The organism is Blautia sp. AF19-10LB (assembly GCF_003461245.1).
GTDB classification, from domain to species: Bacteria; Bacillota; Clostridia; order Lachnospirales; family Lachnospiraceae; genus Blautia_A; species Blautia_A intestinihominis.
In genome coordinates, this window is sequence record NZ_QTWS01000003.1 from 109,702 (window position 1) to 131,963 (window position 22,262).

The window sequence follows — 22,262 nt, forward strand, 5'->3', positions numbered from 1 at the left end:
CTCTCCCTTAAAATTTTATTATTTTGTAAGCTCTTCCAGTTCGCTCTGGAGTGTATCAAGTGCATCTTTGACTTCCATCTCGCCGGTGAGTGCCTGGTGTACATTTCTCTGGATCGCATCGGAAACTTTTGCATATTTTGGTGTCTGCGGTCTGGATTTTCCTGTTGCGATGATGTCTGCAAAATCAGAGTAGAATGGGATTGCTTCCAGGATATCAGCATCTTCATAAACAGATTTTACAACTGGCGGCTGAGAAGAGATCAGAGTCATTTCTTTCTGTGTATCTGCACTTGCCATGTAGGAAATGAAATCAGCTGCTGCCTCTTTGTGTGCATCGTCAACGTTGTTGTTGATCACAAGATCAAGTCCACCGAGACAGGTGTGAGAATCTTCACCACTTGGTCCGACCGGAAGTGTAGTTGCGCCAATTTTTCCTGTCACCTTGGAACCTTCATCCTGTCCGCTTGACCAGAATCCTGACCAGTCACGTATGAAGAGGCATTTGCCTTCTTTGAATACCTGCTCACTCTCTGTTTCGGAATAAGTTGTGATTCCTTCCGGTGCATAATCATCAACAAGTTTCTTCATGATCTCTGTTGCTTCTACATTATTGTCGGAGTTTGCAACAGGAGTTCCGTTCTCGTCCAGAATATCTCCGCCATTGCCCCATACATATTCCACCCAGTTGCATACAAGAGATTCGGACTGTGCTGCCTGGAAATCAGCTCCATATTCCACGCCATCTACACCTTTTGCCTTGTCTGCCAGCTCCATCCAGCCTTCCCAGGTATCCGGAGCTTCTGCACCCAGATCTTCAAGGACATCCGTACGATAGAAAAGGACACTTGAGTTTGTGAACCATGGCATTGCTACAAGTTTGCCATCAATCGTTGCACCTTCTACCGGACCTGTGAGCATTCCCTCTGTCAGAGAAGGATCTACCAGATCAGAGAGATCTGCCAGCCATCCTGCAGAACCAAACTCGCTGATATAAGTTACATCAAGTCCCATTACATCTACACTGGTATCTCCGGAAGCAAGCTTGTTTACAAAATCATCGTGAACTGTGTTTGCATCCTGCGGGAGAATGACAGTCTGTACTTCCACTTTGTCCTGGCTTTCGTTGTAGGCATCTACCATCTTCTGGGTTGCCTCGCCAACGCCCTGGTCAAAGGAAAATGAAATCGTTACCTTATCGTCTGCCTTTACTGCCAATGGTGCCGCAAAGATAGATGCGGTCATTGCTCCTGCTGACATAAGTGCTGCTGCTTTTTTCCACTGTTTTGTTTTCATGTTGTTTCCTCCTTCATGAATGAAAATATATATTGTGTTTTTTATAGATCTCTTAATTTAAGAATGTCTCTGAACTGTCGGAATGATATTTATACTTTTAGGAAAACGTTTACATTTAGTTGTAAAAAAATAATGTTTCATCGTTTTTCCGTTTGTTATAATCACTAATATTTGTGATTTTCTTTTGTATAATCTGCATAATCTTTAGGGAAATCGCTTTCCTATTCGTTCAAAAGTAAGAGCTGCTCCTATACAGCTCTTCTTTCCTGTATTCAGTTCAGATTCTTTGTCGTGCTCCTTCGGATAATCTTGTGGGGCACATACTCCTTCATTGGTGCTTCTGTGCTGCCATCCATCAGTTCCCTGAGCATCTCCGCCGCCTTGACTCCCTCATCATAGTAAGAGATCCGCACGGTTGACAGCTCCGGCTTGATGTAAGTTGCAAATTCAGAATCATCAAATCCCATGATGGAAATATCATCTGGAATCTTCACTCTCATGTTGTCAAGATACTGGATTGCTCCTACTGCGATCACATCACTTCCGGTGACTACTGCCGTCGGGAGCTTACTGTTCTCCTCATAGAGCTTCTTCATTCCCTGATATCCCGCTTCAAAAGAAAAATCTCCCTGGGCAATGTAGGAATCCTTCACTTCTATTCCTGCTTCTTCCAGTGCTTTCTTATAGCCAATGACACGCTTCTTGCCAGATGAAAAGTCATTCTTCGGTCCGCCGAGATAGGCGATCCGCTCATGGCCATTGTCCAGAAGGAACTTCACCGCATCGTACATCGCCTCCACATTATTGTGGATCACAGTGTGCACTGCTTCCTCATCCTCCGAAGCTTCCTGTGTCACCAGGACTACCGGATAATTTCTCTTGCGCATGCGCTCTACCAGAGTGTGGTTTACATCAACTCCGGCAAAAAGCAGGCCTTCGATCTGCTTCTCCTCCAGAATTCCCAGTAATTTCAGTTCTTTCTCAAGTTCACCCTGTGATTCACAGAGGACAACAGTATAGCCTTCCTGTGCAAAAACACTGTTGATTCCCTTGGTGAGTTTACCAAAAACTGCATTGGAAATGTCCGGTACGATAATACCGATCGTATTGGTCTTCTTTGTGATCAATCCCTGTGCAAGGCTGTTGGGCTTGAAATGATTCTTCTCGATCACTTCGTAGACTCTGTCACGGAGTTCTGCACTTACCGGCTTCGTCTTATTGATCACCCTGGATACAGTCGCAATCGATACACCGGCTTCCCGGGCAATATCTTCTATCGTAACTGCCATTCTGATTCTCCTTGCTGGTTTGTTAGGAAAAGGTTTTCCTTACATGTGTCATAGTAGCACTCTCTTAAGTGAACGTCAATTGCTTTTTGGAAAAAAACACAACTTTGTATAGATTATATAAGTTATTCTTTTGGTTTTTGTGAATTGTGCATACATAAACTTCTCATTGAATCCCCTTTATCGCTATGTTAAAATGACGTTGTATAAAGTTATCACATCAAGGAGGACTCACCATGGAATTTCAGAAATTAATAGAAACCAGAAGAACTGTCCGCAAATATGCGGCTGACAGTAAAGTGACCAGAGAACAGATGGAAGCTCTGATCCGTGCCGCGCAGGAGGCTCCGTCCTGGAAAAACTCTCAGACAGGACGTTACTACTGTGTTCTTTCCAGAGAAATAGTCGACAAGATCCGTGCAACCTGCCTTCCGGGTGCGGGAAATGCGGGTAAATCCGAGAATGCTGCGCTGATCGTAACAACCTTCGTACATGACCGCGCCGGTTTCCAGAAAGATGGTACCGCCGACAATGAACTTGGAAACGGATGGGGATGCTATGATCTTGGTCTGCAGAATGAAAACCTGATCCTCAAAGCGGCAGATCTGGGACTTTCTACTCTGATCATGGGACTCCGTGAATCTGATAAACTCCGCGAACTCCTTGATATTCCAGAGACAGAAACTGTTGTGTCTGTTATTGCAGTCGGCAAGGCAGCCGAATCTCCGGCACGTCCGCCGCGCAAGGAACTGGATGCGATCGCGAAGTTCTTCTAATTCGTTGTCATAGACAACAAATACAAATTTAGCCAATTTTTGACTCTGTATTGTATCTTTTTTGTACATATGATACAATGAATTGTCAGGTGATGGCGATGAAGGCATTGCGTTTATTTGCGATGCCTTTTTTTATACCCGAAACCTGTACAAAAGGGAAAGAAAGAGAGGAACTATTAATGAAAGAAAAGAAAAAAATGTCCCTGGCCATGCAGATTTTTATTGCACTGGTCCTGGCGATCATTGCTGGTCTTCTGATGCAGAGTCATGCCAGCTTCGCCGAATCTTACATCAAACCGTTTGGAACGATTTTCCTGAACCTGATCAAGTTTATCGTCGTTCCGATCGTACTGTTTTCCATCATGTGCGGTATCATTTCCATGAGTGATATCAAGAAAGTTGGATCTATCGGTCTCAAAACAGTTGTTTTTTATCTGTGCACAACTGCTTTTGCTGTTACGATCGGTCTAACCGGTGGAAACCTGTTCAAAGGACTGTTTCCTGTAGTTGCTACCACAGACCTGACCTATGAGGCTGCTGAGGCAACTTCCTTCATGGATACACTGGTAAATATTTTTCCATCCAACTTCGTTTCACCGATGGTAGAAACAAACATGCTGCAGGTTATCGTAATGGCGATCATCCTTGGTTTCGCGATCATCCTCGTCGGTGAGAAAAACGTCCGCGTTGTAAACGCATTCAATGATCTGAATGAGATCTTTATGAAATGTATGGAAATGATCCTGAAGCTGTCCCCGATCGGTGTCTTCTGCCTGCTGTGTCCGGTTATCGCAGCCAACGGTCCGGCAATCATCGGTTCCCTGGCTATGGTACTTCTCGCAGCTTATATCTGCTATGTTGTACATGCTGTAGTTGTTTATTCACTGACTGTCGGAACACTCGGTGGAATGAGCCCGCTGAAATTCTTCAAGGGCATGCTTCCGGCGATCATGTTTGCATTCTCCAGTGCTTCTTCCGTAGGAACCCTGCCGATCAACCTGGAATGTACTGAGAAACTTGGTGCCAAACGTGAGATCGCATCCTTCGTACTTCCACTCGGTGCTACCATCAATATGGACGGTACTGCGATCTATCAGGGCGTCTGTGCGATCTTTATCGCATCCTGCTACGGAATCCATTTGACACTTTCTCAGATGCTGACTATCGTGCTCACAGCAACTCTCGCTTCTATCGGAACTGCTGGTGTGCCTGGTGCCGGTATGGTCATGCTTGCGATGGTGCTTACTTCTGTAGGTCTTCCGGTCGACGGTATCGCACTTGTTGCCGGTGTTGACCGTATCTTTGATATGGGACGTACCACTGTCAACATCACCGGTGATGCTGCCTGCACTATGGTCGTTTCCAACCTGGAATCAAAGAAAGATGCCCGCAGAGCAAAAGCTGGGAAATAAACTCTCTGATATTAAAAAATCAAATATCACCTATGCAAAAAGCTGCATCCTCATCGGAATCACTCCAACGGGGATGCAGCTTCTTTATTATCTGCTCTATTATGCTTTCATTAATTTACGTCCGCAGCACTGTTTGTATTTCTTGCCGCTTCCGCACGGGCATGGATCGTTCGGATAAATCTTGTCTTCTTTACGCTGAACAGGAGCTTTTGCGGAGGAATCATCCTTGTTGGTTCCTGTAACTTTGGCAACCTGCTCACGCTCTGCCTTCTGCTCTACATTTACATGATACAGCATACGGACAGTATCTTCCTGGATCGCACTGATCATGTTGTTGAACATCTCGTAAGCGCTCATCTTGTACTCAACAACCGGATCTCTCTGGCCATATCCTACAAGGCCGATTCCCTGACGGAGAATCTCCATGTCGTCGATGTGATCCATCCACTTGCTGTCGATGCATTTCAGGAGAACGACACGTTCCAGTTCACGAAGCTGCTCTGCTTCCGGGAACTCTGCTTCTTTGGCTTCGTAGAGTTTGACAGCTTTTTCTTTGATCTCGTGCTTGATCTCGTCTTTCTTCTTGCCTTTGACATCTTCCTTAGTTAAAGCCTTGATCGGGATGATCGGGAGCAGTGCTGTGTTGAACTCATCCAGATCCCACTCTTCGGAATCTACATCATCGGAGAAGCACATATCTACAGTACTGTCTACGATATCTGTGATCATCTTGTAGATGGCATCGCGCATGTTCTCTCCATCCAGTACCTGACGGCGCTCTGCATAAATGATCTCACGCTGCTCGTTATTTACCTGGTCGTAATCGAGAAGGTTTTTACGGATACCGAAGTTGTTGAACTCGATCTTCTCCTGTGCCTTCTGGATCGCGTTGGAAAGCATCTTGTGTTCGATCTGCTCATTCTCTGCAACACCGAGGGATGTAAATACTTTCATCAGTCGCTCAGAACCGAACAGACGCATCAGGTCATCCTCAAGAGAGATATAGAAACGAGATTCACCCGGATCTCCCTGACGACCGGAACGTCCACGGAGCTGGTTATCAATACGTCTGGATTCATGACGCTCTGTACCGATGATCTTGAGACCGCCGGCTTCTCTTGCAACGTCATCGAGCTTGATATCGGTACCACGACCTGCCATGTTGGTCGCGATGGTAACAGCACCGGACTGACCTGCCTGTGCAACGATCTCTGCCTCAAGTTCATGGAACTTCGCATTCAGGACTTTATGCGGGATTCCCTCGCGGCGGAGCATCTTGCTGATGAGCTCGGAAGTCTCGATGGTGATCGTACCAACCAGTACCGGCTGTTTCTTTGCATATGCTTCCTTAACAGCCTCTACGACTGCGTTGAATTTCTCTTTCTTGGTCATGTATACGGCATCTTCGAGGTCTTTACGCTGTACCGGTCTGTTGGTCGGGATCTCTACAACGTCCATTCCGTAGATATCACGGAATTCTTTCTCCTCGGTAAGTGCTGTACCGGTCATACCGCCCTTCTTGTCATATTTGTTGAAGAAGTTCTGGAATGTGATAGTAGCAAGAGTCTTGCTCTCTCTCTTGACCTTGACATGCTCTTTTGCTTCGATCGCCTGATGAAGTCCGTCAGAATAACGGCGACCCGGCATGATACGTCCGGTAAACTCATCTACGATCAGGATCTCGTCATCCTTAACTACGTAATCCTGGTCCTTATGCATCAGGTTGTGTGCACGGAGTGCAAGGATGATATTGTGCTGGATCTCCAGGTTCTCCGGATCTGCCAGGTTCTCGATATTGAAGAATTTCTCAACCTTCTTGACACCCTGCTCGGTGAGGTTGACGATCTTGTCCTTCTCATTGACAACGAAATCACCAGTCTCGACAACTTCCTCGCCCATGATAGCTGCCATCTTGGTCATCTCATGGCTGGCTTCACCACGCTCAAGCTGCTGTGCCAGGATATCGCATACTTCGTAAAGTTTGGTGGATTTGCCGCTCTGTCCGGAAATGATAAGAGGTGTACGTGCCTCGTCGATCAGGACGGAGTCGATCTCATCGATGATGCAATAGTGCAGATCTCTCTGTACAAGCTGCTCTTTGTAGATAACCATGTTGTCACGAAGATAATCGAATCCAAGTTCGTTGTTTGTTACATAAGTAATGTCGCATCCGTATGCTGCACGGCGCTCTTCCGGTTTCATGTCGTTGAGGACAACGCCTACAGTCAGTCCGAGGAATTCATGGACTTTACCCATCCACTCAGCATCTCGTTTTGCCAGGTAGTCGTTGACAGTTACGATATGGACACCCTTGCCTTCGAGAGCATTCAGGTATGCAGGAAGGGTAGACACGAGGGTCTTACCTTCACCAGTCTTCATCTCAGCGATACGCCCCTGATGGAGAATGACACCACCGATGATCTGTACACGGTAATGCTCCATGCCAAGAACTCGTTTCGCACCTTCACGAACAACTGCAAAAGCCTCCGGAAGAAGATCATCCAGTGTCTCTCCCTCGTCCAGACGTTTACGGAATTCTCTGGTCTTGTCTCTCAGCTGTTCATCTGTTAATTTCTGCATTTCCGGGCGAAGAGATTCTGTTTTCTCTACCAGTGGCATGATTCTCTTTACCTCATGCTCACTACGTGTCCCGAATACTTTTGAAAATATATTCATACTTTACTCCTGTTTGTCTTTATTCTTGTTTGTTCTTCTTATTTCCCATTCTACAACTCCTGCCCACGGTTTCATGACCGCCCGGCAGTTACTCGTTATGGCTTACTTAACACCTTAACGTCACATCTTCTCTATTTTACCACTTTCATAGAGGGAAAACAATGAATTTTTAATAAACAAAATGTGTCCAGATTTTTGGCAAATCCGCTCCTGTTCGTTAGTACTAACTTTTTCTTGTCATACACAGACAGATATGCTATGATTGATTCTATATGGGAACCTGTAAACCGTAACAAACTAACATTTATCTAAGACAGAGGTTTATTTATTTGAAGAAAAAAGAACTGACATTTATCATTGGTATCGTAGTTTTTGCCCTGATCCTGTGGGGCGGGATGTATCTGGTGCGTCAGGGGCATTACGGTTCGATCCGGATCACGGTAGATGGTGAAGAATATGGCACGTATTCTCTTTCAAAGGATCAGGTGATCTCCATCGGAGATACCAATGTATGCGAAATAAAAAACGGCGAGGTCAAAATGATCGAGGCCGACTGTCCGGACCATCTCTGCCTAAAACAGAAAGCCGTTGACAGCACCGGCGGAACGATCGTCTGCCTGCCGAACAAAGTTGTGATCGAGGGGGAAAAGGGTTCCGGTTCCGATGAAACCTCACCGGAATTTGACACTGTTGTCTGACTCTTATTCTACTTTACAAAGGAAAACATTATGAACCAGAAAAAAATCGCCAATCTAGGACTGTTTGCCGCAGTTGCGATCATCTTTGGCTATGTAGAATCGCTGATCCCGTTTTTTGCGGGGATTCCGGGAATGAAACTTGGACTTGCAAACCTTGCGGTACTTTTTATCCTTGAGAAATATACATGGAAGGAAGCGGCACTTGTCTCCGCTGTGAGGATCGTTGTGATCGGGTTTATGTTTGGAAATCTGTTCAGTATCCTCTACAGCCTCGCCGGGGCTGCACTCAGTCTTACCGTTATGACTCTTATGAAGAAAAAATCTGGCTTCAGCATTCTTGGAATCAGCGTCGCCGGGGGCGTGTCACATAATATCGGGCAGCTTATTATTGCGAGTCTGATCACGATGACGTCCGGGCTGATTTATTATGCGCCGGCGCTGTTGATCTCCGGGGTGATCACCGGATTGCTGATCGGGACTCTGACAAGTGAGGTTTTGAAACGTATTCGGTTCTAGGAAAAACCAAAGGGGACGGGTACAATGGCACTAAATCGCCACTGTACCCGTCCCCTTGGTCTTATGCATCGTTTTTAAAGTATAATTCATTTCTCGATGCTCAAAATAATTTTAACACCAAAATAAAGCATCGCAAAATCACATTTGCTCCTGAACTATTGCACAACCTTTACGGTGTAGGTGTTCTTCATTAACTCAAATCGTTCTTTCATCCCGTCCGTCAAATAGATATTCTTGTCTTCATCCACAAACATTGCATCTGCATCATATTTCTCCAGCAGTTCCATTGCATCATCCATTCCAAGAACGAAACATGCGGTGGAGAGTCCGTCTGCCAGAAGTCCATTGTCGCAGACGATCGTCACGGAATCTAATCCGTTCCATACCGGATAGCCCGTCTTCGGGTCCAGGATGTGGTGGTAGCGTTTGCCGTCTTCCATGAAATATTTCTCGTAATCACCGGAGGTAGAAAGGAACTCGCCGCCTTTGATCGTGATCGCGCCGAGATAATCACCTTCTGTGTCTCTCGGGTCTGTGACTGCTACTTTCCATGGGGAATCGTCTGGTTTCTGTCCATAAGCCATGACACTGCTGCCGCCCAGGTTCAGGATCATTCCCTCGACTTCTTTCTGGTCTTTGAGAAATTCTGAGATCACATCGCAACCAATCCCCTTGCCGGTCGCACCCAGATCCAGAGTGGTATCCTCTGCCAGAGTGACTTTGTTCCCATCCAGAGTCACGTTCTGATAGCCAACATCCTTAAGAAGTGCTTCAAGCTCGGACTGCTCCGGCACATGCGGGTCCTCGCCGTCGATATCCCACAGACGGATCACCTTGCCAAGTGTCGGATCGAAAGCTCCACCTGAATCATCAGCAAGCTGCTCGATCTGTGCAAGATACCCGGCAAGCTCATCGGAAACTTCCGTCATCTCCCCCGCTGCCGCATTCAGCTTCGAAATCTGTGAGTCCTCGTCCGTCCAAGACAGAAGTCCGCTTTCGATCTCCCGGAGCTTGTTTCCGATCTCTGCGTTCAGGTCATCTCCTGTTGTATACAGCGTCTCAGAAACTACCGTATCCATCGCAAAATCTGTATTTGTATATTTCTCCGCATCTTTCGCCAGAACCGGCACTGCTCCCATAAGCGTGCCACAAAGCATCACACCTGTCAGTGTACAGGCGATTTTTTTATGAAAATTACGCATATATTTCTCCTTTATAACCGAAATACGCATCCGCTGTGACATACAACGAATGCGTTTTAATTTTTCGGTTATATCTTACCACAGTTTTGTTTTTGCGGCAAGTTATATATTATTAACTTGTTACTATTCGCAGTAACTTCACCATTATTTTGAAACAGCTGCACTTTTCTCTCGCTTCACTGGTGTTTTTGAAACTGCTGCTTCTTCTTTCAGTTCCTCCACTTCCTGTCCGATCTGGATATTCTTACGCGGGCAGGTTGCCTCGCACGCATGACAGCAGATACATTCACCGGAAAGAGGGGTATCTCCGTCAATATCAAGATGTGCAGGGCAGCGTTTTTTGCAGAGACCGCATTTGGCAGGGCATTTGGAACGGTCTCTTTTGAATAACGCTGACGGCAGGATCGGCATCAGCGCAAAAACAGCTCCCATCGGGCACAGGAACTGGCAGAAGAAACGCTCCTGTGTACACATGCCAATCAGGATCAGGACAAGTAAGATGATTCCGATCTTGTAAGAGGCATTTGGAAGTTTCCGCGCTGTCAGCATGGAAAATACATCCCACGGGCTCATTCCCTGGAGGTTTGCATACCATCCGGTGAAAATGGAAAGGAGGATAAATGCCAGAAGGATATATTTCACTTTCTGCAGACAGCGAACCACTTTTTCCGGATATCCATGTCTGCCTTTCTTATGAAAAACTTTCTGGCGGATAAATAAGGTCAGCTCGTACATGGCATCTCCCAGAGAACCAAAGGCACACGCATATCCGCAGAAATGTCTTCCGAACAGTACCGTGATCAGAAGCAGTGCGCCTGTAACATCGAGGAAGGAATTCCATGTCACCGGCTGTCCTGCCGCGATCGCCTGAAAGATCGACTTAACTCCCGCAAACGCGGTGGAAAAAAGTGCCGGTGCCACAATGAAAAATACAAGCTGTATGGCAGCCCGGATCAGACGGACTTTTCTCTGCCTTTTTTTCATCAGTTTTCCGCCTTTCCTAATGCATCTACAACTGCATTGATGATTCCGGTAGAGCTGAAGGTTGCTCCGGAAATGGTATCAACATCTGTACTCTGTGCGGAGAGAATGGAGCTGATAACGCCCTCTCCCTGTGAGAGATAAGCAGAATCCTCGCCCGGTGCGCTTGTCACCTGGATGTCGGTGATCTCATCGCTGGCAAGTGTTACCTGAACCTGAATGGTTCCACCAAATCCCTGTGCTTCACCTGTGTAGGTTCCGTCTTTGTATACATTATCAGCATCAGATATGTCTGCATTGCTGCTGTCCGCAGCTGTGATATCACCTGCTGTCTCCTTTGAAGAAGCGTTTGCGGCTGCAGCCTTGGCTTCTTCCTGCGCTTTTGCCGCATCTTCGAGGGCAGTCAGCATTTCCTGCTGCTGTTCTTCCAGCGCACTCACGCGGTCTGTAAGCTCTGTGATCTCCTGTGCCTGTGTATCATTTTTCTGCATAAAATTATAGCCCAGGACTGCGCCGATGATCAGGATCAGGCACAGAACTCGCATATAAAAACTATGGTATTTCATTTTTTCTCGTTACTCCTGTTGATTATTTTTTAATATGTGTTAATTCTGAGCCTGACTCAGTGCATTCTGAAATGCCTGAATAATGCCCTGTGAGGAAAAAGTTGCCCCAGATACAGCATCCAGACCGTCAGCTGACTGACTTCCCATTACCTGATTATAAATAGAATTCCATGCTTCATCAAAATACTCTTCATCATCAAGTGTACTGTAGGATGCTTCAACAATCTGTCCTCCGGAGATAGTAACTGTTACTGTTACGCTTCCTGCTCCATAATTTCCGGCTCCGCTTCCCGTGTAAGTTCCATCTCTGTATCTTCCTGCCGGTTCTTCAGTCGGTTCCGGTGTTGGAGTCTCTGTCGGAACAGCAGTCGGTTCCGGTGTTGGAGTTGCTTCTGGTATTACCGTTGGAGTTGGTGTAACAGTAATTTCCGGTGTCACTGTTGGAACTGGGGTTTCTGTTGGGGTTGGCGTAATTTTTGCACCTTCCAGTGCTTTCTGGGTTCCACCAAGAATTCCATTCGAAGAATACGTTGCTCCGCTTACGGTATCAATTCCATCTACAGACTGTTTTTCCAGAATTGCAGGCTGTAATACTTTCCATGCTTTCTTAAAGAAAGAATCTGTGTCTGTGTTCGTATTCGTCAGTTCTATAATTTTTCCATCCTTAATAGTTACTGTAATATAGACAAATCCAGAATACCCTCTTGCTCTCCCTGTGTAAGTACCATCCTGATATTCAGAAGTCGGTGTATCTGGTTCTGGGATATCTGGTTCTGCTGTCGGAGTAGGCGTAGCTGTTGGTTTCACAGTCGGTTTGGCAGTTGTTGTCTCTGCTTTCGCCAGTGCTTTCTGAGCAGCTTCCAGAATACCATTGGATGAGAAAGTTGCTCCACTTACGGTATCTACGCCATATACGCCCTGCTTCTTGAGAATTGCAGGCTGAATCTTAGACCATGCTTTGCTAAAATATTCCTTCGTATCTGTATTTGTATTTGTGATTTTTGTGATTTTTCCGTTTTTGATGGTAATTGTCACTTTAACCGGTCCGTCAAAGCCTTCTGCTTCTGCGCTGTATGTTCCGTCTTTATAGGTCACATTTTCTGCCGGTTTCGGAATAGATGCCGGTTTTGGTGTTGGTTTTGCTGTTACGACCGGCTTCACGGTTGGTGTCGGTGTTGTCTTTGCATCTGTATTCGCCGCTTTTGACAGAGCATCCTGTACTGCCTGAATGATTCCATTGGAGGAATAGGTTGCTCCACTGACAGCATCAACATTCGGAGTCTGACCGGAGATCATCCTGCTGATCACCCCCTGTGCAGAGGCAAAATAAGAAGGAGTTTCGCCGGAGGCACTCAGAACATCAATCGAAGTAATTTTTCCACCGGAAATCGTTACCTGAACACTGACCGTGCCTCCAAATCCTGTGCCGCTTCCCTGATAAGTACCATCCTTATATCCGCCTTCCGGGACGGATACAGTCGGAGTAGATGTAGTTCCCTGTCCTGTCGCAGAAGTTTTCTGAGATTCATCCGGAAGTGTTTTTGCCGTTCCTTTTTTGATTCCGGCTTTTGCCTTTTTGGAAGCAGTTTTGCCTGTTTTTGCTGAAGAAGAAGTTCCATCTGAAAAATCCTCATAGGAATATGCTGTTGTAATCAGCCCGGTCAGTTCTTCTGCATCCTTAACATCGGCACTCTCTGACTGTACTTTCTGCGTACTTCCGGCCTTTCCCTGAACGCCAGTCACCGCCACTGCTGCGATCACTGCCGCTGCCGGAAGAAGCTTGATATAATTTTTTCTGTCCGGAAAATCCTTTTTGTCCTGTTTTTTCATAGTGTCTCCTGTATTATCTCAAAACGTACAAAAGCAGGGGCTGTTAAAAAACGGCCCCCGTCTTTTGTGCTGACTTTATAACTTTTTATTTTACAGTTACTTTAAATTTTGCTGTCATGCCGCTGCATTTCACAGTGATAACTACTGTACCTTTCTTAACGCCTTTTACAACGCCCTTGGAAGTTACAGTTGCAACGCCTTTGTTGCTGCTTGTGTAAGTAACTTTTCCAGTTGGAACTGCACTTACTTTGATGGTAGTTGTTTTGCCTCTGTTGATTGTTGCTGCTGTTCTTGAAAGTTTCAGAGATGCATTTTTAACAGATACCGTTACTACCTTTTTCAGCTTTCCTACCTGAACTGTGATCTTAGCGGTTCCGGCTTTTTTCGCTCTTACAACACCTTTGGAATCTACGGTTGCAATGTTCTTGTTGCTGCTTGTAAATTTCGCAGTTCCGGAAACACCGCTCTTGGTCACTGCGATTGTTGTAGAAGTCTGACCTTTTGTATAAATAGTTGTTTTTGCTGCTTTTGCTGCAATGCTCGGATTCTTAACAGTTACTTTGCAGGTGATCTTTGCTTTTCCGGCTGTAGCTGTGATTACTGCTGTACCTGCTTTCTTTGCTGTTACAACACCTTTGGAGCTTACAGTTGCAACGCTCTTGTTGCTTGTTGCATATTTTACTGTTCCACCGATTGCAGATGTTGCTTTCAGTGTATAGGAAGCAGGTGTTCCTCCAACATAAACTGTGACAGCTGTTTTGTTGATGGACATTGCATTCTTGACAGTTACTTTATAAGTTGCTGTTTTTCCATTCAGAGTAGCAGTGATGTTTGCTGTACCTGCTGCTTTGGCTGTTACAACACCCTTGGAGTCTACAGTTGCAACTTTTGTATTGCTGGATTTCCATGTTACAGTTCCTGCCAGGTTGGTTGTTACCTTGAGGGTTGTAGATGTTTTATCCTGAGTATAAAGTGTTCCTGAAGCAGCGTTAAGTTTGAACTCAGCTTTTACAAGTGAATCAATTGCTTCTCTCAGATGTGTAATCTGCTCATCAACGCCATTCTGTGTCTGTTTGTCAATATTTGCAAGCATTTCTTCGCACTCTTCAAGTTCGTTTGCAACATTTACCCAGCTTGCCGGAGTATAGTCACTTTCTTTCAGTGCTTTTGCTTCTGCGATCACTGCCTCAAGTGCAGTTGTATCCACTTCTTTTTTTGCTGGTTTTACAATATTTGCATCTGTTGCCTGGAACTGTACAGTAAAGTCTTCGTATCCAAGAGCATATACGGTCAGTGTCCAGTATCCTGTTCCGTCGTATCCTTCTGGAAGCTGGCAGCGCAGGGATTTTGTAAGGCCAAGCTGAATACCCATAGATTTGTGCATCCAGTTATCTGCTGCAAATTTTGTTCCGTAAGTCTGAAGTGCATTTGTGCAAGTGCTGTCGTTTCCATAGTATGTCCATTTAACAGCCTGCATTGCAGCACCAAGATCTCCGTATCCATCTCCTGTAAGGTCAACTCTCAGGAACTCACCATAGTTGCCACTTGCTTCTTTTACAGTTGTGGTAATATTTTCTGCTTTTTTGAGGGCTGCATCTTTAACACCTGAATCTGTTCCATTTGCTCTTGCGCTGAAGCTGAATGTACCATCTTCATTCTTTGTAGCTGTCTTAAGACCATTTGTATTTGCCGTAACATCTGCTGTCAGATTATAAGACTGAAGATTAAATTCTCCGTATCCACCAACCAGTGTTCCATCATTTTCTACTACTGTATAAGCCTTTTTGAAATCTTCATAATCCGAAGTTTTTACTTTAACCGGTACATATTTCAGACCGCTTACTTCATAGTCAAGCATTTCATCTGTTGTACCATCTTCAAATGTAAGAGTTCCCCTGCTATATGTAGCTTTTGTTCCGTCTGTGAATACAACTGTTGACTGTCCTTCCCAGTAAGAAACGGCATAAGAACCTTTCTCGCCTTTAATAATTGCAGTTGTCTGGAAGCTTCCTCTGTGAAGACCGTGGTTTGTAGTTGCTCTTGTTACAGTATCAAACGCTCCAAGGTCTGCCTCACCTCTTGTATCTTTGTCTGCTGAAGCAGTTGCATCACCTGCTGCATATACACCTTCTGCTGCCCAGTACTGAGCCCAGGTAAGTCCTGCATATACATATTTATATTCTGCAACTTCATAATCGAACGCAAAATCATCATATCCGCTGGAAGTTACAACAAATTTAGTTCCGTTTGTTACTTCAATACCTGTAAGATCCAGTGTTCCGTCTTCTTTGACGATCACTTTTGAACCTTTTCCGGTGGCCTGATAAGTCTTATCTCCTACTGTTACAGCAGTGATTGTCTTGATGTAAGCTGTCAGCTGCTCTTCTGTAGAGCCTTCTGCCGGTACAAGTTTACTGTTTTCAGCATCGTAAGCTGCCGGTACAGCTGCCTCTTTTGCAGAGAAAGAAGCCTGGATCGGTGCATATTCGCCATTTTCATCGCTGATAACCAGAGTATGGGAACCTGCTGCCAGTGTTCCGGTTGTGATCTTGCCATCTGCATATGCAACTTCTGTTCCGTCAACAGTATATTTTGCTGCAAAACCTTCCGGAAGAGTGCCATCCAGAGTGACTGCTGCTTCTGTATCTGTTGTATGAATGTTTGCAACTGTTGCTTTTACGCCTGTTTTTGTCAGAACCTTTTCATCATTAACATCAAATGTGATAATTCCCTTGTCAGTGTAATAAGTAACACTGTCAATGGTTTTTCCCATCATGGATTTATAATGTTCAGATGAAGTCGGGCATCCATGAACACTTGTAGTAAAACCTGTGCACCATGCCAGTTCATAGCCTTTCCAGATATTTTCCAGATGACGCATACCGTACTCTGTACCATCTGTTGTATTAACCGTTGCACCATAGATTTTATCCGTGCTTGTACTGATCAGGGAAGAGAAGGTTTCATTATTGATCTTCAGCTGATAATCTCCATATTTGCTCTGTGTTTTCAGTTCTGCTGTTGCTTCAACTGTTTTCTCCTGTGCACCCTTAACATCACTGAAGGTAAAGCTTCCATCTTCATTTACTGTCAGTTCTTTATAATAACCCGGAACTTCTGACAGTACATAATAAGAGTAGGAAGCATTCTCGATCAGAGAATCTTTTCCTGTATAAGTATTGCTTGCTGTCTGTCCTTTGTTTGTGACTGTGATCGTTACGGAATCATCGTCTGTCACCTTTTTCTGATCCTTCAGAAGTGCAAGATCACTTACTTTAACAGGGAAGGTGACACCTGCCAGATTTGTTCCTTCTACATCTGTATGATAAGCTGAATTTCCATTCATCATACCCGCTGTTCTGGATTTGTTCAATGTGGCAGAGGTAAATGCATCGACTTTGACATCGTTATTCTTTAATTCTGCCTTATAGAAATCGTCATAAGGAATGTTCATGAGAACGTATGCTTCGCCTGTTGTCTGGTCATCGCCTGCCTGATCAGAAAACTCGTCCTCTGTTAACTCGGAGCTGAACAGATCTTCCTCAGAATCAGTTTCTGCTGTGTCTGCATCCTCATCTTCTACCACATCTACATCTGCAGTATCATCAGCAACTTCTTCTGTATCTACCTCTACTTCTGTCTCAGTCTCCGCATCCGGTGTTTCTTCTACTTCTACAGCATCTGAAACTACATCACTGTCTGAAAAATCAGCCGCCATTGCAACTGTCGGCATACTTGTCATTGCCATAGCTGCACTGAGCACTACCGGAGCTACTTTCTTTAACAATTTCTGATTTGCCATCTTCTTCCTCCTCTTTCTTTCCGTTAGGTATTTCTAACTATTATTTTATACCACAAACCTATATTCCTGTCTATATTTCAGTTAGAATTTTCTAACCTGCGAATTGACTTTTTTTCTCATTTAACATCTTATTGATAATTCTTTTTCAATAAAAGTATAACAAAATACACCTGTTATACCAGGTAAACATTCCCGATACAGCAGGTGCATATTATTTGTCATTTATTCAGTTTTACTTTTGTGGTCCCTTCTGCCGAACTGTCTCTCAGTCTCTCAAAAGCTTCTTTGCTTTCTTTCCACGCTTTCGGTGTGCCGCCGATGATCGAGCAGCCTTCGTGGAGTGTGATCGGACTTCCGTCGATCTGTGTGATCACGCCACCGGCTTCTTCCAGGATCACGGATGCCGCCGCATAATCGTATGGCTGGAGTTTCAGTTCCAGATAGACCGTATTGCTTCCAGATGCCGCACGGCAGAGTCCCAATGCCGCTGAACCGCCACAACGGATGGAAAGGCTGTTCTGGAACATATCTTTGACCACACGGAACAGACAGTCGATTCCGGCTTCGTTGTATCTTGCACAGCCGAACTCCACGATTCCCTCCGTGACGGATTTATCCGCAAGCTGGATCCGTTTGCCATTAAGGTAACTTCCCTTGCCGCGGATCGCAATATACATATCATTAATGTACGGATGATAGACAAAACCAGCGATCATCTGATCCTTATGTGCAAGCCCGACAGAAATACAGCTGTGATGATAATCAAACATAAAATTCGTCGTGCCATCAATCGGATCAATATAAAAGGTAAACTCGCCATCTGCCTGTGCACCGGCATTTCCCTCGGTATCTTCTTCTCCGAAGAAAGTTGCTCCCGGAAGGATCTCGCTGAATCCTTTGATCAGGAACCTCTGGATCTCCATATCGTAATCGGTACAGAAGTTCGCAAGCCCCTCTTTCTGATGGATCATTGCATCGGATGGTCTGGCCTTGACCATCTTTTTGCCGGCTTCGCGGATCAGACGCTCGATCGCACGGTATCTGGAATCCATTCGTTCCTTCGGATCTTCTTTGATCTCAGGTGTGGCATTTTCTTCCATTGCTTCTGAAACAGAGCGGTCCATGGATGGATTCTCCGTCATTGCATATGTGCCGGAAGATTTCTGCTCCTCATCCGCGGATCTCCATGGTGTCACATCCCAGCCGCCAAATCTGCGAATCGCACTCTCAATCTTTCTGCGGCTTCTGTCAAATCCCCAGTACCAGATTCCACCGAGAAGTCCGCCCACTGTATTAAAGAACAGGTCTGCAAGCTGGAAGGTTCCCAGTTTGAAAAACAACTGACAGAACTCGATGCCGAGCGAAAACAGGAAACTGATCTTGAAACTTAAGATCAGGACATTTTGAATACTTTTTTCCTTATAATGGTCTCTTTCTTCCTGTGCCCAGAACAAAAGGACGATGAACGGAAGAAACAGGATCAGGTTTTCAAAATTCTCTGTGTAAAGCTCTCCATTATTATGTAAACTCCAAATGCCGAGCACATGATCCAGAGGATTTCCCCAGATTGTCCGGCACAAAAGTGTCCGAAACAGCATCATACTTACATAAAATACCAGGAAAAAATGTTTCCTGAACCAGCCGCTTGTGCGGAACTGACGGATCCATGCCCGAACCACTGGACCGGCTCCCTGTTTCCTGCCAAGCATATAGACGCACATGACAAGTGCCGCCAGCAGAAGGGATGCTCCCGCTGTCTGGTAGAGCGCTGCCAGAACATCTGCGATGATTTTTACAACATATTCCATAGTCTGTCTCCTCATTTCGTGCGGTGAATATCCGCCGCACCAGTCAGTTCATAATAAAAAATATACTGCTGCATGATTCCCCGAAGTCCGTGATATCTGCGGTTCGGGAATCCTCTTTTGTAGTGTATGTCCAGAACCTGGCGGATATGTGTGTCGATCGGGAATGCATCCATGTGGTGAAGTGCAAACAGACAGATGCAGTCAGCAACCTTCTCTCCCACGCCGCTGAGTTTCATCAATTCCTGTCTTGCCCTGCGATAATAACACATGCGGTAAAGTTTCTCCAGCGAGACCTCTCCGCTCAGAATACTTCGTGTCGTTTCCACCAGATATTTCGCGCGATAGCCCATTCCGAGTGCCCGGAGTTCTTCCTCCGTCGCCGTTCCCAGCTGTTCCGCTGTCGGGAAAGTCCAGTATTCCACGCCTTCCTCAGAATATTTCTGCTCACCGTATCGTTTACATAATCTGTCAATGCATCCACGGATCCTGGAAATATTATTCTGCTGTGAGATCAGAAACGTAATGATCATCTCCCACAGATCCTGACGCAAGATCCGGATGCCGCTCCCGCACTCTGCCGCCGCACTCAGGTAATGGTCACGTGGATTGATCTTCTCGATATAGCCTGCATAATCCGCATCAATATCAAAGTACGGAACCCAGTAACAGAGAAATTCCACATCACTGCAATGAAAAGTTACGATCGTCCCTTCCTGTGTAAGTTTGAGATACTGATCTCCTGCGATCAGTTCATACGTGTTTTCTTCTGTCTCTCTCATCCGGAAACACTGACCGGACTGACAGATCTGTTTCAGGCTGAAATTATCCAGCTCTACTGTAATCATATTTTTCTCCGTCCCCTACATCTGATGCCGAACTACTCTGTATTCATCTCCATTGCGATAATACGGGCATTCTTTATATTCTGTGCTGATAAAACGGTAATACTCGTCCTCGTCCAGATTTACATCGCAGTAATAACTTTCACTTTCTTCGTCATATACATAATTCGCGCAGTAATCGCAGCTTGTTGCTTTCATCTGTTATTTCCTCTTTTCTATTCCCAGATCTTCCACGGTGCATTTCCGCTCTGCCAGAGACTTTCCAGGAGATTTTTTTCACGAAGGGTGTCCATGCACTGCCAGAAGCCCTTGTGGCGGTAGGCATTTAACTGTCCCATGCGGGCAGCCTCTGCCAGAGGATATTTCTCAAACACAGTATCATCCCCTTCAATTAGATCCATGATCGAAGGCTCCAGGACCATGAATCCGGCATTGATCCAACCGCCGTCTTCTTTTTTCTTTTCTTTGAAGTTGGTGATCGTTCCATCGTTTTCAATATCAAGGATACCGAAACGTCCTCCCGGCTGTGCCGCTGTGATCGTCGCCATTTTGCCGTGGGAGCGGTGATACTCGAGAAGTTCTTTGATGTTGACATCAGCCACGCCATCCCCGTAGGTCAGCATGAACGTATTTCCATCGAGATATTCCTTCACACGTTTGATACGTCCGCCGGTCATGGTATTGAGTCCTGTATCGACCAGGGTGACTTTCCACGGTTCCAGGACATTGTTGTGCACGATCATCTTATTTTCCTGGGTAAAATCAAAAGTGATGTTGCTGTTGTGAAGATAATAGTCTGCAAACCATTCTTTGATCACATGCTGTTTGTATCCACAGCAGATAACAAATTCATTAAATCCATAAGCAGAATACATTTTCATAATATGCCAGAGGATCGGCTTCTCCCCGATCTCGATCATCGGCTTCGGCTTCAGATGGCTCTCCTCGCTGATACGGGTACCAAAACCGCCTGCTAAAATTACAACTTTCATATTTATTCTCCAATCCGTTTTATCTGTTTTGCGTATGATATCCTATATTCTAATACAATCCCCGCAAAAAAGAAAGCATTCCGCCTGACATTTATAAGTAAAAAACCGCCTGCTCACATCCCTGGTCTCAGGAATACAAGAAGACGGTTTGAGGATTTTTATTTTATCGAGGTGCAGATTATTTTGCTGCGGCTTTCGCTGCCTTTGCTGCTTTTTCTTCCTCCCACAGTTTGTCTGCTACAGGAGCCCATTCTTCTGCATAATGTACGCATTTGCTGCAGAGATGTTCCGGTGTTTCCTGGGACTGGAGGTCTGTGGAATGTGCGCCGGATTCCTTGACGATACGCTGCAGGATCTCCGGGTTCTCCAGCATCGGGCATGGACGGAGCATGTTGTCATTGAATGGCTGGTTATCATGGTAAGCCATGAACAGCGGCTGTTTCAGGATCTCGAGAATTGTATTCTCGTGAATATTTCCATTAGAGTAATGAATAAATACGCATGGTTCTGCATCACCGTTTGCATTGATATGGAAGTAGTTTCTTCCACCTGCGATACATCCTCCTACGAATTCACCATCGTTCTGGAAGTCCATGGTAAAAATTCCAGGGCCGTGTTCCATATTACGGATCTCTCTTACACGATTTTTCACATAAACACGCTGTTCCGGATTCAGAAGCAGATCAACGGAAGCCGCGTTTCCAACCGGCATATAGTGGAAATACAGAGCGTAACGGCATCCTTTGTCGATGAGCATCTGGATGAACTCTTCACTGGTAACACTCTTGTAGTTTGCGCTTGTGTAGCAGATAGAGGTACCAAATACAAGCCCGTGCTCTTTGAGCAGGTCCATCGCATGCATAACTTTGTTGTATACACCGTTTCCACGACGCATGTCGTTTACGTCCGGCTCACCCTCTACGCTTAAGCCAAGGAACAGGTTTCCGACTTCCTGCATCTGTTTGCAGAGTGCTTCGTCAACCAGTGTACCGTTGGTATATGCAAAGAAGACACAGTCGTTATGTTTTCTGCAAAGTTCGATGATATCTTTCTTTCTTACCATCGGCTCTCCGCCTGTCATCATGTAGAAATAAACGCCCAGTTCTTTACCCTGTGTTACGATAGAATCCATATCCTCAAAAGAAAGATTCAGTTTATTTCCGTATTCTGCTGCCCAGCATCCTGTACAATGCAGGTTACATGCGCTGGTCGGGTCCATCAGAATGATCCACGGAATGTTGCAGTTATGGATCTTTCTCATCTCACGGATGGTTTTGGTTCCATTGTAAAGAGCCTCAAATCCAAGATTCATCAGTGTGGTCTTGAGTACATTCGGGTGGAGATCCTTTACGATCGATGTCACGTAACGGTTCAGTGTGTATTCCGGATTACAGGCAACTCGTCTCAGATAATCCCAGTTTACTCCTGTCTGAAAATCTTTCATATGTTTCTCTGCAGTGTCAATGATCTTTTCGTATGCTTCCTCCGGGTTCTTGTTTACCTGTCCAATTGCATAATCAACTACTCCTGAAAAAACGGTCTTGGCAGCTGCATGTGTAAGCTTATTCATTACAATTTCCTC

17 protein-coding genes are annotated in these 22,262 nt (G+C 45.4%); 4 read left to right on the forward strand and 13 right to left on the reverse strand.

The window, feature by feature from the left end; genetic code table 11:
- Positions 1–18 precede the first annotated feature (18 nt).
- Both DWX28_RS03345 and DWX28_RS03350 read right to left on the reverse strand, forming a co-directional pair.
- Positions 19–1,293: an ABC transporter substrate-binding protein gene (locus tag DWX28_RS03345; RefSeq protein WP_022214051.1), complete on the reverse strand. Its 1,275-nt coding sequence runs from the start codon at positions 1,291–1,293 to the stop codon at positions 19–21.
- Positions 1,294–1,565: 272 nt separating this feature from the next.
- On the reverse strand, positions 1,566–2,582 hold the full coding sequence (locus DWX28_RS03350) for a LacI family DNA-binding transcriptional regulator (RefSeq protein ID WP_022214052.1): 1,017 nt from the start codon (positions 2,580–2,582) through the stop codon (positions 1,566–1,568).
- A 233-nt stretch (positions 2,583–2,815) separates the two neighbouring features.
- On the opposite strand from DWX28_RS03350, the gene DWX28_RS03355 reads away from it, so the two are divergent.
- Both DWX28_RS03355 and DWX28_RS03360 read left to right on the forward strand, forming a co-directional pair.
- Positions 2,816–3,355 carry a nitroreductase family protein gene (locus DWX28_RS03355; protein WP_022214053.1) on the forward strand — a complete coding sequence of 180 codons (540 nt, stop codon included), beginning with the start codon at positions 2,816–2,818 and terminating at the stop codon, positions 3,353–3,355.
- Between the two features lie 179 nt (positions 3,356–3,534).
- Complete coding sequence (locus tag DWX28_RS03360) at positions 3,535–4,767, forward strand: dicarboxylate/amino acid:cation symporter (RefSeq protein ID WP_022214054.1); 1,233 nt, start codon at positions 3,535–3,537, stop codon at positions 4,765–4,767.
- 99 nt (positions 4,768–4,866) lie between these two features.
- On the opposite strand, the gene secA is transcribed toward DWX28_RS03360, so the two are convergent.
- Positions 4,867–7,443 (reverse strand): preprotein translocase subunit SecA, encoded by a 2,577-nt coding sequence (gene secA / locus DWX28_RS03365; RefSeq protein WP_118251843.1) that lies wholly within the window; start codon positions 7,441–7,443, stop codon positions 4,867–4,869.
- Between the two features lie 329 nt (positions 7,444–7,772).
- Here secA and DWX28_RS03370 point away from each other — a divergent pair, with 329 nt between their 5' ends.
- Entirely contained in the window at positions 7,773–8,141 is a 369-nt protein-coding gene (locus DWX28_RS03370) for a NusG domain II-containing protein (protein ID WP_022214057.1), read from the forward strand.
- Positions 8,142–8,171: 30 nt separating this feature from the next.
- Positions 8,172–8,657: a Gx transporter family protein gene (locus DWX28_RS03375; protein WP_022214058.1), complete on the forward strand. Its 486-nt coding sequence runs from the start codon at positions 8,172–8,174 to the stop codon at positions 8,655–8,657.
- A gap of 155 nt (positions 8,658–8,812) precedes the next feature.
- Here DWX28_RS03375 and DWX28_RS03380 read toward each other — a convergent pair whose 3' ends face one another.
- The 10 genes from DWX28_RS03380 to DWX28_RS03425 all read right to left on the reverse strand — a co-directional run bounded on the left by DWX28_RS03380 (position 8,813) and on the right by DWX28_RS03425 (position 22,250).
- A complete protein-coding gene (locus tag DWX28_RS03380; RefSeq protein WP_022214059.1) occupies positions 8,813–9,859 on the reverse strand; it encodes an FAD:protein FMN transferase in 1,047 nt (348 codons plus the stop codon).
- A 144-nt stretch (positions 9,860–10,003) separates the two neighbouring features.
- Positions 10,004–10,843 (reverse strand): 4Fe-4S binding protein, encoded by an 840-nt coding sequence (locus DWX28_RS03385; protein WP_022214060.1) that lies wholly within the window; start codon positions 10,841–10,843, stop codon positions 10,004–10,006.
- A complete protein-coding gene (locus DWX28_RS03390) occupies positions 10,843–11,406 on the reverse strand; it encodes an FMN-binding protein (protein ID WP_022214061.1) in 564 nt (187 codons plus the stop codon). Before DWX28_RS03390 ends, DWX28_RS03385 begins: the two co-directional genes overlap by 1 nt.
- A gap of 39 nt (positions 11,407–11,445) precedes the next feature.
- Complete coding sequence (locus DWX28_RS03395) at positions 11,446–13,236, reverse strand: FMN-binding protein (RefSeq protein ID WP_022214062.1); 1,791 nt, start codon at positions 13,234–13,236, stop codon at positions 11,446–11,448.
- A gap of 85 nt (positions 13,237–13,321) precedes the next feature.
- The gene (locus DWX28_RS03400; protein WP_022214063.1) at positions 13,322–17,038 is read right to left on the reverse strand and encodes a penicillin-binding Tp47 domain C-containing protein; all 3,717 of its coding nucleotides are present in this window, start codon (positions 17,036–17,038) and stop codon (positions 13,322–13,324) included.
- A gap of 218 nt (positions 17,039–17,256) precedes the next feature.
- Entirely contained in the window at positions 17,257–18,846 is a 1,590-nt protein-coding gene (locus DWX28_RS03405; protein ID WP_118251844.1) for an inositol monophosphatase family protein, read from the reverse strand.
- Positions 18,847–18,857: 11 nt separating this feature from the next.
- The gene (locus DWX28_RS03410) at positions 18,858–19,691 is read right to left on the reverse strand and encodes a DNA-3-methyladenine glycosylase family protein (protein ID WP_022214065.1); all 834 of its coding nucleotides are present in this window, start codon (positions 19,689–19,691) and stop codon (positions 18,858–18,860) included.
- 15 nt (positions 19,692–19,706) lie between these two features.
- Entirely contained in the window at positions 19,707–19,886 is a 180-nt protein-coding gene (locus tag DWX28_RS03415; RefSeq protein WP_022214066.1) for a DUF6472 family protein, read from the reverse strand.
- A 17-nt stretch (positions 19,887–19,903) separates the two neighbouring features.
- Complete coding sequence (gene rfbF / locus DWX28_RS03420) at positions 19,904–20,680, reverse strand: glucose-1-phosphate cytidylyltransferase (protein WP_022214067.1); 777 nt, start codon at positions 20,678–20,680, stop codon at positions 19,904–19,906.
- Positions 20,681–20,858: 178 nt separating this feature from the next.
- Positions 20,859–22,250: a radical SAM protein gene (locus DWX28_RS03425; protein ID WP_022214068.1), complete on the reverse strand. Its 1,392-nt coding sequence runs from the start codon at positions 22,248–22,250 to the stop codon at positions 20,859–20,861.
- Positions 22,251–22,262: the final 12 nt, after the last annotated feature.

Bases quoted from the DNA above. Each gene is read 5' to 3' on its own strand.
- DWX28_RS03345 (WP_022214051.1), bottom strand. From the start codon at position 1,293: ATGAAAACAAAACAGTGGAAAAAAGCAGCAGCACTTATGTCAGCAGGA.
- DWX28_RS03355 (WP_022214053.1), top strand. From the start codon at position 2,816: ATGGAATTTCAGAAATTAATAGAAACCAGAAGAACTGTCCGCAAATAT.
- DWX28_RS03425 (WP_022214068.1), bottom strand. From the start codon at position 22,250: ATGAATAAGCTTACACATGCAGCTGCCAAGACCGTTTTTTCAGGAGTA.
- DWX28_RS03410 (WP_022214065.1), bottom strand. From the start codon at position 19,691: ATGATTACAGTAGAGCTGGATAATTTCAGCCTGAAACAGATCTGTCAG.
- secA (WP_118251843.1), bottom strand. From the start codon at position 7,443: ATGAATATATTTTCAAAAGTATTCGGGACACGTAGTGAGCATGAGGTA.
- DWX28_RS03385 (WP_022214060.1), bottom strand. From the start codon at position 10,843: ATGAAAAAAAGGCAGAGAAAAGTCCGTCTGATCCGGGCTGCCATACAG.
- DWX28_RS03415 (WP_022214066.1), bottom strand. From the start codon at position 19,886: ATGAAAGCAACAAGCTGCGATTACTGCGCGAATTATGTATATGACGAA.
- DWX28_RS03390 (WP_022214061.1), bottom strand. From the start codon at position 11,406: ATGAAATACCATAGTTTTTATATGCGAGTTCTGTGCCTGATCCTGATC.
- DWX28_RS03400 (WP_022214063.1), bottom strand. From the start codon at position 17,038: ATGGCAAATCAGAAATTGTTAAAGAAAGTAGCTCCGGTAGTGCTCAGT.
- DWX28_RS03350 (WP_022214052.1), bottom strand. From the start codon at position 2,582: ATGGCAGTTACGATAGAAGATATTGCCCGGGAAGCCGGTGTATCGATT.
- DWX28_RS03360 (WP_022214054.1), top strand. From the start codon at position 3,535: ATGAAAGAAAAGAAAAAAATGTCCCTGGCCATGCAGATTTTTATTGCA.
- DWX28_RS03375 (WP_022214058.1), top strand. From the start codon at position 8,172: ATGAACCAGAAAAAAATCGCCAATCTAGGACTGTTTGCCGCAGTTGCG.
- rfbF (WP_022214067.1), bottom strand. From the start codon at position 20,680: ATGAAAGTTGTAATTTTAGCAGGCGGTTTTGGTACCCGTATCAGCGAG.
- DWX28_RS03380 (WP_022214059.1), bottom strand. From the start codon at position 9,859: ATGCGTAATTTTCATAAAAAAATCGCCTGTACACTGACAGGTGTGATG.
- DWX28_RS03405 (WP_118251844.1), bottom strand. From the start codon at position 18,846: ATGGAATATGTTGTAAAAATCATCGCAGATGTTCTGGCAGCGCTCTAC.
- DWX28_RS03395 (WP_022214062.1), bottom strand. From the start codon at position 13,236: ATGAAAAAACAGGACAAAAAGGATTTTCCGGACAGAAAAAATTATATC.